This window comes from Pantoea sp. EEL5, from assembly GCF_049892805.1.
In the GTDB taxonomy this organism is placed as follows: domain Bacteria; phylum Pseudomonadota; class Gammaproteobacteria; order Enterobacterales; family Enterobacteriaceae; genus Pantoea; species Pantoea ananatis.
In genome coordinates, this window is the sequence record NZ_JBNDNJ010000001.1 from 2284332 (window position 1) to 2297350 (window position 13019).

The 13019-nt window shown below is 54.1% G+C and carries 14 protein-coding genes; 4 read left to right on the forward strand and 10 right to left on the reverse strand.

Annotated features, from left to right (window positions below; all coding sequences use genetic code 11):
• Positions 1–90 precede the first annotated feature (90 nt).
• The 4 genes from cysK to crr all read left to right on the forward strand — a co-directional run bounded on the left by cysK (position 91) and on the right by crr (position 4136).
• Positions 91–1059 carry a cysteine synthase A gene (cysK, locus tag ACPXSQ_RS10755; RefSeq protein WP_013026640.1) on the forward strand — a complete coding sequence of 323 codons (969 nt, stop codon included), beginning with the start codon at positions 91–93 and terminating at the stop codon, positions 1057–1059.
• Positions 1060–1447: 388 nt separating this feature from the next.
• Positions 1448–1705 carry a phosphocarrier protein Hpr gene (ptsH, locus tag ACPXSQ_RS10760; RefSeq protein WP_003848868.1) on the forward strand — a complete coding sequence of 86 codons (258 nt, stop codon included), beginning with the start codon at positions 1448–1450 and terminating at the stop codon, positions 1703–1705.
• 160 nt (positions 1706–1865) lie between these two features.
• Positions 1866–3593, forward strand: coding sequence for a phosphoenolpyruvate-protein phosphotransferase PtsI (gene ptsI / locus ACPXSQ_RS10765; protein ID WP_013026641.1), 1728 nt, complete (start codon positions 1866–1868; stop codon positions 3591–3593).
• 42 nt (positions 3594–3635) lie between these two features.
• Complete coding sequence (gene crr / locus ACPXSQ_RS10770; protein WP_013026642.1) at positions 3636–4136, forward strand: PTS glucose transporter subunit IIA; 501 nt, start codon at positions 3636–3638, stop codon at positions 4134–4136.
• 49 nt (positions 4137–4185) lie between these two features.
• Here crr and ACPXSQ_RS10775 read toward each other — a convergent pair whose 3' ends face one another.
• The 10 genes from ACPXSQ_RS10775 to ACPXSQ_RS10820 form a co-directional block, all read right to left on the reverse strand.
• Entirely contained in the window at positions 4186–5538 is a 1353-nt protein-coding gene (locus ACPXSQ_RS10775; protein ID WP_013026643.1) for an ATP-binding protein, read from the reverse strand.
• Positions 5535–6215 carry a response regulator transcription factor gene (locus ACPXSQ_RS10780; protein WP_013026644.1) on the reverse strand — a complete coding sequence of 227 codons (681 nt, stop codon included), beginning with the start codon at positions 6213–6215 and terminating at the stop codon, positions 5535–5537. The genes ACPXSQ_RS10775 and ACPXSQ_RS10780 overlap by 4 nt, the downstream gene beginning before the upstream one ends.
• A 179-nt stretch (positions 6216–6394) precedes the next feature.
• Entirely contained in the window at positions 6395–7276 is an 882-nt protein-coding gene (gene cysM / locus ACPXSQ_RS10785; protein WP_028725107.1) for a cysteine synthase CysM, read from the reverse strand.
• 117 nt (positions 7277–7393) lie between these two features.
• Positions 7394–8482 carry a sulfate/thiosulfate ABC transporter ATP-binding protein CysA gene (gene cysA / locus ACPXSQ_RS10790; protein ID WP_013026646.1) on the reverse strand — a complete coding sequence of 363 codons (1089 nt, stop codon included), beginning with the start codon at positions 8480–8482 and terminating at the stop codon, positions 7394–7396.
• Positions 8472–9347: a sulfate/thiosulfate ABC transporter permease CysW gene (gene cysW / locus ACPXSQ_RS10795; RefSeq protein WP_426143665.1), complete on the reverse strand. Its 876-nt coding sequence runs from the start codon at positions 9345–9347 to the stop codon at positions 8472–8474. The genes cysA and cysW overlap by 11 nt, the downstream gene beginning before the upstream one ends.
• Positions 9347–10180 carry a sulfate/thiosulfate ABC transporter permease CysT gene (gene cysT, locus ACPXSQ_RS10800; RefSeq protein WP_014594252.1) on the reverse strand — a complete coding sequence of 278 codons (834 nt, stop codon included), beginning with the start codon at positions 10178–10180 and terminating at the stop codon, positions 9347–9349. Before cysT ends, cysW begins: the two co-directional genes overlap by 1 nt.
• A gap of 2 nt (positions 10181–10182) precedes the next feature.
• Positions 10183–11196, reverse strand: a complete 1014-nt coding sequence (locus ACPXSQ_RS10805; protein ID WP_015699780.1) for a sulfate ABC transporter substrate-binding protein — start codon at positions 11194–11196, stop codon at positions 10183–10185.
• Positions 11197–11403: 207 nt separating this feature from the next.
• Positions 11404–12024: an RpoE-regulated lipoprotein gene (locus ACPXSQ_RS10810; protein WP_014605310.1), complete on the reverse strand. Its 621-nt coding sequence runs from the start codon at positions 12022–12024 to the stop codon at positions 11404–11406.
• A 65-nt stretch (positions 12025–12089) separates the two neighbouring features.
• The gene (locus tag ACPXSQ_RS10815) at positions 12090–12551 is read right to left on the reverse strand and encodes a DUF2919 family protein (RefSeq protein WP_013026651.1); all 462 of its coding nucleotides are present in this window, start codon (positions 12549–12551) and stop codon (positions 12090–12092) included.
• A complete protein-coding gene (locus ACPXSQ_RS10820) occupies positions 12541–12966 on the reverse strand; it encodes a GNAT family acetyltransferase (protein ID WP_006117810.1) in 426 nt (141 codons plus the stop codon). Before ACPXSQ_RS10820 ends, ACPXSQ_RS10815 begins: the two co-directional genes overlap by 11 nt.
• Positions 12967–13019: the final 53 nt, after the last annotated feature.

Sequence of the window (13019 nt, forward strand, 5' to 3'; positions counted from 1 at the left end):
ATATAGATATATGATTTCTTTCCTTCCGCCAGAAAGAAGAACAGGTATGCTCTGAGGGTTCCCAATAATTCATACAGTTAAGGACAGGCTATGAGCAAGATTTATGAAGACAACTCTTTAACAATTGGTCATACGCCGCTGGTTCGACTGAACCGCATCGGTAACGGCCGCATCCTGGCGAAGGTGGAGTCCCGTAACCCGAGCTTCAGTGTGAAATGCCGTATCGGTGCCAATATGATTTGGGACGCGGAAAAACGCGGTATTCTTAAGCCTGGCATTGAACTGGTTGAGCCGACGAGCGGCAACACCGGCATCGCGCTGGCCTACGTGGCGGCGGCACGCGGCTATAAACTGACACTCACCATGCCGGATACCATGTCTGTTGAGCGGCGCAAGCTGCTGAAAGCGTTAGGCGCAAATCTGGTGCTGACCGAAGGCGCAAAAGGCATGAAAGGTGCCATCTCAAGAGCTGAAGAGATTGTTGCCAGCGATCCAGACAAATTCCTGCTGCTGCAGCAGTTCAGCAACCCGGCTAACCCGGAAATTCATGAAAAGACCACCGGCCCGGAAATCTGGGAAGATACGGATGGCGAAGTGGACGTGTTCATCGCCGGTGTGGGTACCGGCGGTACCCTGACCGGGGTAAGTCGTTACATAAAAAACACCAAAGGCAAAAAAGAATTGATCACGGTCGCGGTTGAGCCAACCGACTCACCGGTCATTGCCCAGGCAATGGCGGGCGAAGAATTGAAACCCGGCCCCCACAAGATTCAGGGGATCGGTGCTGGCTTTATTCCAGGCAACCTGGAGCTGTCGCTGATTGACCTGGCAGTGGCTATCACCAACGAAGAAGCTATCTCCACTGCACGTCGTCTGATGGAAGAAGAAGGCATCCTGGCCGGTATTTCATCTGGCGCCGCCGTTGCTGCCGCGCTGAAGCTGCAGGAAGATGAAGCTTACGCCAATAAAAATATCGTCGTGATTCTCCCCTCTTCCGGCGAACGCTATCTCAGTACCGCCCTGTTTGCCGATCTCTTTACCGAAAAAGAGCTGCAATAGCCCGAAACAGATGCGGATAAATGCCTAAAAAGCACCCGGATGGGTGCTTTTTTGTGGCCCAGATCTCACTTTCACCATGTCGCAGATTGATTTCACTCACGTGGCTCTGGTATTTAGACTGCCAATTATTTCGAAGCCTGAAATTAATCCTCCTTTGAAGTGGATCAAGCTGAGTCAAGATTCAGATTTAGTGAAAGGGCAAATCACGGCATAATTAACCGGTGACGTGCTCAAATCGCTTTTTGACACTCAGCGGGAATGAAAGACTCATTCAAGCGCATTGTTAGACAGTAAGATGTATACCCGCGCACCTTCACAGGCTAAAGTTAGGGCTCCAGGCTAGACTTTAGATCCATAACACTAATCCTGAAAAAGTTGGGGAAATAGAATGTTCCAGCAAGAAGTTACCATTACCGCACCAAACGGACTGCATACTCGCCCTGCTGCGCAATTTGTCAAAGAAGCTAAAGCCTTCCAGTCAGAAATCACTGTCACCTCCAATGGTAAATCTGCCAGCGCTAAAAGCCTGTTCAAGCTGCAGACGCTGGGTCTGACCCAGGGCACCGTTGTGACCCTTTCTGCGGAAGGTGAAGATGAGCAAAAAGCCGTAGAGCATTTAGTTAAGCTGATGGCGGAACTGGAGTAATCTCCTTTCTGCACCGCTTTAAAACGACTCTTCTGCGCCATTGCGTGCAACATCTTGATCGCGGACAAACTGTCCGCGTTATTGCTTTCGTAGAGTACGTGTCCCACGACTATGGCAATGCAACGAGTCCAGTCAGCCATCGTGATTAAAAGGTAGGGTTATGATTTCAGGCATTTTAGCATCACCAGGTATCGCTTTCGGCAAAGCTCTGCTGCTGAAAGAAGACGAGATCGTCATCAACCGTAAAAAGATTTCAGATGATCAGGTTGAGCAGGAGATCCAGCGCTTTCTTCAGGGCCGCGGCAAAGCGGCTGAACAGCTGGAAGCCATTCGCATCAAAGCCAGCGAATCCCTGGGTGAAGAAAAAGCAGCGATCTTCGAAGGCCACATCATGTTGCTGGAAGATGAAGAGCTGGAGCAGGAAATCACCGACCTGATCAAAAAAGATCACGCAACTGCCGATGCCGCGGTGAATTCCGTGATTGACGCTCAGGCTAAAGCGCTGGAAGAGCTGGATGATGAATACCTGAAAGAGCGTGCGGCGGACGTGCGCGACATCGGTAAACGCCTGCTGCAAAATATTTTAGGTCTGCACATTGTCGATCTGAGCGCAATCCAGGACGAATCTATTCTGGTGGCGAAAGATTTAACGCCGTCAGAGACCGCACAGCTAAACCTGAAAAAGGTGCTGGGCTTTATTACCGACCTGGGCGGTCGGACGTCGCACACGTCCATCATGGCGCGTTCGTTAGAAATCCCTGCGATCGTCGGCACCGGTAACGTGACCACCTCCATTAAGAACGGTGACTTCATCATTCTGGATGGCGTGAACAATGCGATTCACGTCAATCCGTCTGACGCCGTTCAGGAAGAGCTGAAAGCGGTTCAGAACCAGTACCTGTCCGAAAAACATGAACTGGCTAAGCTGAAAGATCTGCCCGCGGTAACTCTGGATGGTCATCAGGTTGAAGTCTGCGCCAACATCGGCACCGTGCGTGATATCGCCGGCGCAGAGCGTAACGGCGCTGAAGGTGTCGGTTTGTATCGCACCGAGTTCCTGTTTATGGATCGCGATTCGCTGCCGACCGAAGAAGAGCAGTTCCAGGCGTACAAAGCCGTTGCTGAAGCGATGGGCTCGCAGGCCGTTATCGTGCGCACCATGGACATTGGCGGTGATAAAGACCTGCCTTACATGAATCTGCCAAAAGAAGAGAACCCCTTCCTCGGCTGGCGTGCTATTCGTATCGCGATGGATCGTAAAGAGATCCTGCATGCTCAGCTGCGCGCCATTCTGCGTGCCTCCTCGTTCGGCAAGCTGCGTATCATGTTCCCGATGATTATTTCGGTCGAAGAAGTCCGCAGTCTGAAAGCCGAGCTGGACATGCTTAAAGCGCAGTTACGCGAAGAAGGCAAAGCGTTTGATGAGTCAATCGAAGTCGGCATTATGGTCGAAACGCCTGCCTCAGCCGTGATTGCCCGCCACCTGGCTAAAGAAGTCGACTTCTTTAGCATTGGGACAAACGATTTGACGCAGTATACTCTCGCAGTAGATCGTGGTAATGATTTGATTTCGCACCTGTATAACCCAATGACACCGTCAGTGCTGAACCTCATCAAGCAAGTTATTGATGCGTCTCATGCTGAAGGTAAATGGACTGGCATGTGTGGTGAGCTGGCAGGTGACGAACGTGCTACACTACTGTTACTGGGAATGGGGCTGGACGAATTCAGCATGAGTGCCATTTCTATCCCTGGCATCAAGAAAATTATTCGTAATACACATTTCGAAGATGCGAAGGCGTTGGCAGAGCAGGCACTGGCTCAACCTACGGCGGAAGACTTAATGAACCTGGTTAACAAGTTCATTAAAGAAAAAACGCTCTGCTGATCCACGAGATGCTGGCCCCAAATTACTGCTTAGGAGAAGATCATGGGTTTGTTTTCTAAACTTTTTGGCGAAAAAACAGATAGCGCTGGGACAATTGATATCGTAGCGCCTCTGTCAGGCGAAATCGTGAACATTGAAGACGTACCAGATGTGGTGTTTGCAGAAAAAATCGTGGGTGACGGTATTGCGATCAAACCAAGCGGCAACAAAATGGTTGCTCCGGTTGACGGGACTATCGGCAAGATTTTCGAAACCAACCACGCATTTTCAATCGAATCAGATAACGGCATTGAGCTTTTTGTTCACTTCGGTATTGATACCGTTGAACTGAAAGGCGAAGGCTTCAAACGTATCGCTGAAGAAGGTCAGAAGGTTAAAAAAGGCGACGTGGTTATTGAGTTCGATCTGGCGCTGCTGGAAGAGAAAGCGAAATCAACCTTGACGCCTGTTGTCATCTCCAACATGGATGAAATCAAAGATCTGACGAAGCTTTCTGGTCAGGTCATTGTGGGTGAAACCCCTGTGATTCGCATCAGGAAGTAAACGAAAAACGGCACCTGAGGGTGCCGTTTTTTTATGTTCGTTTTCCGCGTTAATCCGGCTGCCAGCGCGGCAAACGCAGCGTGAGCTCCAGCCCGCCTTCCGGTCGGTTAACGGCGTGCACTTCCCCATGATGCGCCAACACCACTTTACGTACGATAGCCAACCCCAGCCCGTAACCTTTGCCCATCAGCGGAGAATTCACGCGTACAAACGGGTCAAAGATACTGGAAAGTTTGGTTTCTTCCACACCCGGCCCCTGGTCACGTACGTGAATAGCCAGCCACTGCGATTCCACCTTCAGGCTCACATGAATACGTTGTCCCGGCAGCGAGAAGCGCAGGGCATTACGTAATACGTTTTCAATGCCACGGCGGCACAGTTCCGCATTACCACGCACCGTATGATCGGCGCGCTCATCAACGTCATACACGACATCCACACCGGGGATCTGCGCTTCATAACGTAAGTCTGTCACCACCGCCTCCAGCAATCCCGCAAGGTCAAAATAGTGTTCTCCCGGCATGCTTTCGTGTTCTGCACGCGCCAGAGTCAACAGCTCGCCGATCATCTTATCAAGTCGTTGCGCTTCTTCGTCAATGCGATCCAGTGAGGTACTGACATTCTCTGGCCTTTGACGTGCCAGCCCGGTGGCCAACTGCAGGCGAGCAAGCGGTGAGCGCAGTTCGTGAGAGATATCATGAAGCAGCGCCTCACGCGCCTTCACCAGCGTATCCAGCCGTTCTACCATGGCATCGAATGCCTGAGCCACGCTCGACAGCTCATCGTGGCGTTTACGCAGTGCCGGATAAAGCCGGACGCGTAAATCCCCATTAGCCACGCGCGAAAACCCTTCGCGTAGCTGTCGCATTGGTCGGGTCAGGTTCCAGGCCAATAGCAAACTGAACAGCAGCCCTACCGAGCCAGCAAAAATAAACATGGGTTCAGGTATGTTCAGAAAGTTGTGTGGTCGCCCTTCCCGACTCAGCTCGCGCATTCCTCTGAGGTCGTACATCAGTTCATAATCGTTGCCGTCTGCACCCTTTACCTGACGCACCAACCGATTGGGGAAAAACGATTTATCAGTGGTATCGGAAACCGGCGGCGGCGCGCTGACGGCGGGCTGAAGGTCATCAACAGGACTTATGCTCAGGAACTGGCGTTCCTCAGGCGTCCACTCTGCTGTCATCACCTTGAGTGCGGCTGGCCCTTCACGTTCCAGCACGGACGTGGCGGATGCCATTAACACATCCGCCAGACGCTGTGTTACCTGGAGTTCAGGCGGATGGTGGCGGGTTCCGGAAAGTGAAAACCCCAGCCAGATAAGCTGGCTGATGATGAAAAATACCAGCCAAAAGCCCAGCAGGATTTTCCAGAACATGCGTCCGCGATAGCTGTGACTCATCGAATGCGATAGCCAATGCTGCGAACGGTTTCAATCGTAATGCTCTCCGCCGTGAGCGCACTGAGCTTCTGACGAATATTACTGATGTGAACATCCACGCTGCGATCGTAAGCTTCGCGCGGTCGGCCCAGACCTTTTTCTGACAGTTCGTCTTTCGTCACTACCCGGTCGGGTGAACGCAGCAGCAAATCGAGCAGGTTAAATTCTGAGGCGGTCAGGTCAAACGTTTTGCCCTTCCACTCCGTAATCCGCCTGGCAGAATTAAGGGTGAGCTCGCCCCACTGCAGTATCTCTTTTTTGTCCTGCTGTGGTGCAAGCTCCTCAACCCGGCGCAGGACCGCGCGCAAACGCGCAACCAGTTCACGGGGATAACAGGGTTTGGGCATATAGTCATCCGCGCCCATTTCCAGCCCGATGACCCGATCAATATTATCGCCTTTGGCGGTCAGCATAATTACCGGCAGGCGGCTTTGCTGACGTACCTGGCGCAGCACGTCGGTGCCACTCATATCGGGCAACATAATGTCCAGTATCATGGCGCTAAACTCCCCCGACAGCGCTCCCTGAACCCCGGCACTGCCGGTTAACACCAGCTGAGCGTCAAAACCTTCTGTTATCAGGTATTGGCTTAACATGGTGCCTAACTCTACGTCGTCATCTACCAGCAAGATTTTCATTGTTATCTCTCATGCGTAACTGGCGCTATTTTGAACCGAGCCAGCGTAATGCGCAGCCGGTTTTACGCGATCCTTACAGATGCGACTAAGCATAGTGCCAACTCCGGTAAATAAAAAAGGCTTATGCGCCCTGGTGGGCAACACACGCCTTTTTTAACGCATCGGTATTGAGGAGGACGCTACTGATAAATTCCGGTTGAGAGATAGCGATCGCCCCGGTCGCAGACGATAGCCACCACCACACTCCCCGGATTCGCCCGGGCGATGCGCAGTGCGCCAGCAACCGAACCGCCGGAACTGACGCCGCAGAAGATGCCTTCACGTCGCGCTAACGCGCGCATGGTTTCTTCGGCTTCCTGCTGTCCCATATCAATGATGTCATCCACCAACTCAGGGCGATAAATGCCCGGCATGTAAGCCTGCGGCCAGCGGCGGATGCCGGGAATGCTGCTGCCTTCGGTAGGCTGCAGGCCAATCACTTTAACGCCGGTCTGGTGATCCTTTAAAAACCGGCCTACGCCAGTAATGGTTCCCGTGGTACCCATGCTGGAAACAAAGTGGGTCATTCGCTGTTTCGACTGCTGCCACAGCTCAGGCCCGGTGGTTTGGTAATGGCCGAGCGGGTTATCCGGGTTATTGAACTGGTCCAGTACCCTTCCTTCGCCCCGTGCCGCCATCTCCTGAGCCCGATCGCGTGCGCCTTCCATCCCCTGCTCGCGGCTAATCAGCACCAGTTCTGCGCCGTAGGCGCGCATCGCATCCTGCCGCTCCTGACTCATGTTGTCGGGCATCAGCAGCCGCAGCCGATACCCCTTCATCGCGGCAATCATCGCCAGCGCAATGCCGGTATTGCCACTGGTGGCTTCGATCAACTGGTCGCCCGGCGTAATGTCGCCGCGCAACTCGGCCTGGTGGATCATCGACCAGGCGGCCCGATCTTTCACTGAACCGGCAGGGTTATTGCCTTCCAGCTTAAGCCAGACTTCACTGCCGTTGTCAGGCGCCAGGCGCTGTAATCTGATGAGCGGCGTATTGCCGATGGTGTCTTCCAGAGTGGTCACGATGCATTTCCTGGCAAAACCCTCTCCGCCCTGATCCAGGCCACAGCCCGGGTTATCGCGGTATTCAGGTCATTAAAAAGGCGGGACACTGTCCCGCCCTGCGTGAAAAAGAAAATATCAGGCGCTGTGTGCAAAGGCAACAGCCCGTAACGGTGTCGCGCCCTGGTACAGTCTGGCCTGCTGCAGCCCCACAAACAGGCGCTCGCCGCGCAACGGCGCGGTCTGTTCACCGTCAAAGACCAGCGAGAAGGGCTCGCTCTGCCATCCCGTTGGCTGCACCACCAGCTGCCAGAAGTGACCACGAGGACTCACTTCTAAGACCTGAACGGGCAGCGGCGTTTCCAGGCTACTTCTGCGCGAAACGTCGATTTCCCACGGGCGCAGGAACAGATCGACCGCGCCCTGATGTGCAGAGGTATAGCCTAACGGCCAGTGGTGCGCCCCGACATGGAACTGAGAACCATGCACTTCACCGTCGAAGCGGTTAACCTCACCCAGGAATTCCAGCACGAAGCGCGTGGCGGGATCGCGCCAGACTTCATCCGGCGTCCCCACCTGTTCGATGCTGCCCTGGCTCATCACCACCACGCGATCGGCCACTTCCATCGCCTCTTCCTGATCGTGGGTGACGAACACGCTGGTGAACTTCAATTCTTCGTGCAGCTGACGTAACCAACGGCGCAGCTCTTTACGCACCTGAGCGTCCAGCGCACCAAAGGGCTCATCCAGCAACAGGATTTGCGGTTCCACGGCCAGGGCTCTTGCCAGCGCGACGCGCTGCTTCTGCCCTCCCGAAAGCTGGGCCGGGAAACGGTTCGCCAGATGGGAAAGCTGCACCATCTCCAGCAGGCGCGTGACGCGTTTTTTAATTTCCGCACTGGACGGACGCTCACGGCGCGGCAGCACGGTCAGGCCAAAGGCAATATTGTCGAAGACCGTCATATGACGGAACAGCGCATAGTGCTGGAAGACAAATCCGACCTGGCGATCGCGGGCGTGCAGGCGGCTGACATCGTGGTCGTGAAAACGAATCTGACCGCTGTTCTGATGTTCCAGTCCAGCAATGATGCGCAGCAGCGTGGTTTTACCGGAACCGGACGGCCCCAGTAAGGCCACCATCTGGCCAGACGGAATATCCAGTGAGATATCGTTCAGCACCGCTGTGCGACCAAAGGATTTGTTGATCTGGTTAATCTCAATGCTCATGATTGTCCTCCAGTTGCAGGCGTTTGTGCTGTTGCTCTAAACGCCATTGCACAATGCTTTTCAGAAACAGCGTCACGATTGCCATCACGGTCAGTAAGGCTGCGGCAGTAAAGGCGCCCACCGTGTTGTAATCCTGATGCAGTAATTCAACCTGAAGCGGTAAGGTGTAGGTTTCACCGCGAATAGAACCCGAAACCACGGAAACCGCGCCAAACTCACCAATCGCGCGGGCGTTGGTCAGCACGACGCCATACAGCATGGCCCAGCGAATATTCGGCAGCGTCACGCGACGGAACATCTGCCAGCCCGAGGCACCTAACAGCACCGCGGCTTCATCTTCATGACTGCCCTGGCTCAGCATCACCGGCACCAGTTCGCGCACCACAAACGGACAGGTAACGAAGACGGTGACCAGCACCATGCCAGGCCAGGAGAACATCACCTGAATATTATGGGCATCCAGCCAGCCGCCCGCCGGGCCGTTAATGCCCCAGAACAGGAGATACATCAGGCCCGCCACGACAGGCGATACCGCAAAGGGAATATCGAACAGCGTCAAAAGCAGCTGACGTCCCGGAAAGGTAAAGCGTGTCACCAGCCAGGCCAGCAGCGTGCCGAACACTAAATTCACCGGCACGGTAATCAATGCGACCAGCACCGTGAGCCATATGGCATGGAGCATGTCGCTGTCGGTCAGATTGCTTAAGGTGACGCCCAGTCCTTTATGCAGGGCCTCCCAGAAGATGGACACCATCGGCACGACCAGCAGCAGCAAGGATATCAGCGCACCGATACCAATAAGCAGCCACTTGGCCCAGTTAACAGGCTGGCAGTCGGCATGATTGAGTTGCGAAATCTCTGCCATTAATGGCCTCCCAGACGACGACCAAAGCGGCTTTGTAAGGTGTTGATAGCGAAAAGTAACAGCAGCGATGCCGCCAGAATGACCGAGGCAATGGCGCTGGCTGCCGGATAGTCAAACTCCTGCAGGCGCACGAAGATCATCAGCGAGGTCACTTCGGTTTTCCAGGCAATGTTGCCGGCAATAAAGATTACCGCACCAAACTCGCCCAGGCTGCGGGTAAACGACAGCGCGGTGCCCGCAAGTAAGGCCGGTGCCACTTCAGGCAGAACGACCCGGCGGAAACTCTGCCAGGGCGTGGCGCCCAGCGTTTGAGCCGCTTCCTCATATTCAGGCCCCAGCTCTTCCAACACCGGCTGCACGGTACGCACCACAAACGGAATACTGGTGAAGGCCATCGCGAGCGCGATACCGATCCAGGTATAGGAGATCTTGATATCAAAATGCGCGAACCACTGTCCATACCAGCCGTTCACGGAAAACAGACCGGCCAGCGTCAGGCCAGCAACCGCGGTCGGCAGCGCAAACGGCAGATCCATCAGACCATCAAGCAGCGTGCGGCCCGGAAAACGGTAACGCGTTAAGATCCACGCCATTAACATGCCGAATACGGCATTAAACAGTGAGGCCACACCGGCCGACAGCAGCGTGACCTTATAGGCCGCGATGAGCTGCGGATTGGTGACCACGTCCCAGTATTGCTGCAACGTCATCTGCGACAGCTGCATAATCAGTGCGCTAATTGGCAGCAGCAGCACCAGACAGGTAAAGAGCAGACTGGTGCCCAGGCTGAGACCGAAACCGGGCAGGACGCGTTTTTGGCTGGCTGCAAACATGATCACCGCCCCGCCGCTAATAACTGGTCTAGCTCGCCACCGCTGGCGAAATGGGTTTTCATCACGTTATCCCAGCCGCCAAAAATGTCTTCAACACGAAACAGGTTCGTGGCAGGAAAACGGGCTTTTTGCTGCGCCATTAACTGCGGATTGTTCACGCGGTAATAGAAATCCGTAATAATTTTCTGCGCCGCAGGAGAATACAGCCAGGTCAGATAGGCTTTCGCTGCATCGGCTGTTTTATTCTGCTCGACGTTTTTATCTACCCAGGCAACGGGAAACTCCGCGAGAATATCGGTTTTAGGCACCACGACTTCGTAGTCGTCTTTGCCGTACTGGTTGCGGATGTTATTCACTTCAGACTCAAAACTGATCAACACATCGCCCAGACCGCGTTCAGCAAAGGTGGTCGTAGCACCTCGGCCACCGGTATCGAAGACTTCAACATTTTTCAGAAATTTTGTCATAAAAGCGCGGGTTTTAGCCTGATCGCCCCCGTCAGCGTTGCTGGCGGCGCCCCAGGCAGCAAGATAGGTATAACGTCCGTTGCCCGAGGTTTTGGGATTAGGAAAAATCAGCTTCACATCGTCACGGGTTAAATCGGACCAGTCGTGAATCTGCTTTGGGTTTCCCTTGCGCACCAGGAACGCCATGGTGGAGTAAAACGGCGAACTGTTATTCGGCAGGCGGGTTTGCCAGTCGGCAGGGATCAGTTTGCCTTTATCGTGCAGCACCTGCACATCGGTGACCTGGTTATAGGTCACCACATCGGCACGCAGGCCTTGCAGGATCGCCAGCGCCTGTTTGGATGACCCGGCATGGGACATCTTAATGGTCAGCTTGTCGTCAGGATGGCTGGCATCCCACTGGCTGACAAAAGGCGCATTCAGGGCGACAAATAATTCACGTGCGACATCGTAAGAGCTGTTCAACAGCTCGGTCGCGTTTGCGGCACCGGCCAGACTCAGCGACAGTGCGAGTCCGCTCACGATTTTTTTCATCGCTGGTAAGGTCATGGTTCACCCTGAGGAAATTTGATGCAGATCTCATCTGCAGATACAGCAGTTTATTTATAACTCAGCGTAAACCCGTAACGGTTTTATATATCGTTTGCTGATTTCAAAGTCGAAAAAGGCATAAGGCGGCGGGAAAAGACAGACGAAAAACAGAATTGGACGCGCAGGGCCGGTTATGCCCTGCGGTTGAGCGGTGTGAAAAAAGACTTAGCGCTGCCAGACAATTTTGCTGAGCGTCCAGCTCTTGAGTGTGTCATCCGACGGCATCAACCCTTCTGGCCCGTGCCAGGTTCCGCTGTAGACATAGCGAAGATGCTGACTGTTGGGCGCGCGGCACTCCACGTCACGGTTGTCCAGTCCGCTCGCCAGCACGCAGTTGTTGAAGGCTTTGTCGAATTTGGCGCTGAACGCGTCACCGATTTTGCTGCCATCGGCGCTGGCGATACGGCTGTCCAGCACCTCAATGCGATCGACCTGCGTCTGACCATAAATCACCAGCATCACTTTGCCGTCATCCATAGCCTGCCAGAACGACACCACCTGGCCGTTATGGCCGCGCATGCCCTGACGCAGATCGTACTTGCCTTTCAACCCCTCTTTTATGGCGGCTTCGGTCATGGTCGTTGAGCCATTGATGCCGCCCACGCCCTGCTCTGTGGCCGTAAGCGAGGAACCAAACCAGTTCCACGGCAGCGCGGCAGACCAGTGATAGCTCAGTGGATTCCACCAGCTTACCTGCTGGCTGCTGTTAGCATCAGTACCGGAGGAACTGGCACACCCACTGACCAGCATGGCCACAGTCAGTAACGTGTAACGAACAGCTTTCATGAAAACTCCTGTTAATAAAAGAACATTAAGGCAGAACTGATTGGAGTCGCAAAGCGGCAAAAAGTTTATTCAGCATGCGGTTGGGGTAAAAAGCAGGCGCGAAGCCGAACGCTGCTGAATAACCAGAGCAGCGCGAGCAGATCGAATAGCGTCAGTAACAGGGGAAGCGGTGAACTGAGGAAGTCCGCCAGATACAGCTGTGCGCCTTGCCAAATCAGGTTAATTGCGACGGAAAGCATCAACACCTGACGCCAGCTGCGCCACACTCGGGGCAAACGCGAACGATAGCCGGTCAGCAGCAGGCCCGCCAGCGCCGGTAAGCCAAGCGCCAGCCCTACCCAGAAGGCCTGGCGATCGGGATAAAAGAGCGCCAGAAGATCGTTTCCCTGCTGGCGTGAGGCGCCAGCCATGATCAGCAACAGCCAGGTACGCGACTGCAGCAGCAGAATCAGCCAAAAAAGAAACGGCAGACGCAGCTGACCTTTATCGTCGTACTCTTCAGGCGGCCAGACGGAATTAATATTCACGATCTTCGATTAAACGTTTACCCAGCAACACCACATCGACCGTTTCATAGTCGAGTTTTTCATAGAAGGCGACGACCTGATCGTTTTCTTCACGTACCATCAAATGGATTTTTGGGCAGCCGCGCGCAATGAGTTTTTTTTCAAGCCGGTTCATCAAGGCATTGGCAAAACCACGCCCCTGATAATCAGGATGCACGGCCAGATAGTAGGCCGCCCCGCGATGCCCGTCGTAGCCGCCCATGACCGTTCCGACAACTTCACCGCCCACTTCAGCCACCAGAAAAAGATCGGCGTCGTGATGCATTTTACGTTCGATATCCAGTTCCGGATCGTTCCACGGGCGTAACAAATCACAGCGTTCCCAGAGCGTGATTACTTCTTCAAAGTCTTCCTGGCGGAAGGTGCGGATTTCCATCTTCTTTTCCTGCTATTTACCACAATTTGCTGATTATCACGCTTTCTTCGTCG

Excerpts from the sequence above, each read along its gene's own strand:
- cysK (WP_013026640.1), top strand. The coding sequence starts at position 91 with ATGAGCAAGATTTATGAAGACAACTCTTTAACAATTGGTCATACGCCG.
- ptsH (WP_003848868.1), top strand. The coding sequence starts at position 1,448 with ATGTTCCAGCAAGAAGTTACCATTACCGCACCAAACGGACTGCATACT.
- ptsI (WP_013026641.1), top strand. The coding sequence starts at position 1,866 with ATGATTTCAGGCATTTTAGCATCACCAGGTATCGCTTTCGGCAAAGCT.
- crr (WP_013026642.1), top strand. The coding sequence starts at position 3,636 with ATGGGTTTGTTTTCTAAACTTTTTGGCGAAAAAACAGATAGCGCTGGG.
- ACPXSQ_RS10775 (WP_013026643.1), bottom strand. The coding sequence starts at position 5,538 with ATGAGTCACAGCTATCGCGGACGCATGTTCTGGAAAATCCTGCTGGGC.
- ACPXSQ_RS10780 (WP_013026644.1), bottom strand. The coding sequence starts at position 6,215 with ATGAAAATCTTGCTGGTAGATGACGACGTAGAGTTAGGCACCATGTTA.
- cysA (WP_013026646.1), bottom strand. The coding sequence starts at position 8,482 with ATGAGCATTGAGATTAACCAGATCAACAAATCCTTTGGTCGCACAGCG.
- cysW (WP_426143665.1), bottom strand. The coding sequence starts at position 9,347 with ATGGCAGAGATTTCGCAACTCAATCATGCCGACTGCCAGCCTGTTAAC.
- cysT (WP_014594252.1), bottom strand. The coding sequence starts at position 10,180 with ATGTTTGCAGCCAGCCAAAAACGCGTCCTGCCCGGTTTCGGTCTCAGC.
- ACPXSQ_RS10805 (WP_015699780.1), bottom strand. The coding sequence starts at position 11,196 with ATGACCTTACCAGCGATGAAAAAAATCGTGAGCGGACTCGCACTGTCG.
- ACPXSQ_RS10810 (WP_014605310.1), bottom strand. The coding sequence starts at position 12,024 with ATGAAAGCTGTTCGTTACACGTTACTGACTGTGGCCATGCTGGTCAGT.
- ACPXSQ_RS10820 (WP_006117810.1), bottom strand. The coding sequence starts at position 12,966 with ATGGAAATCCGCACCTTCCGCCAGGAAGACTTTGAAGAAGTAATCACG.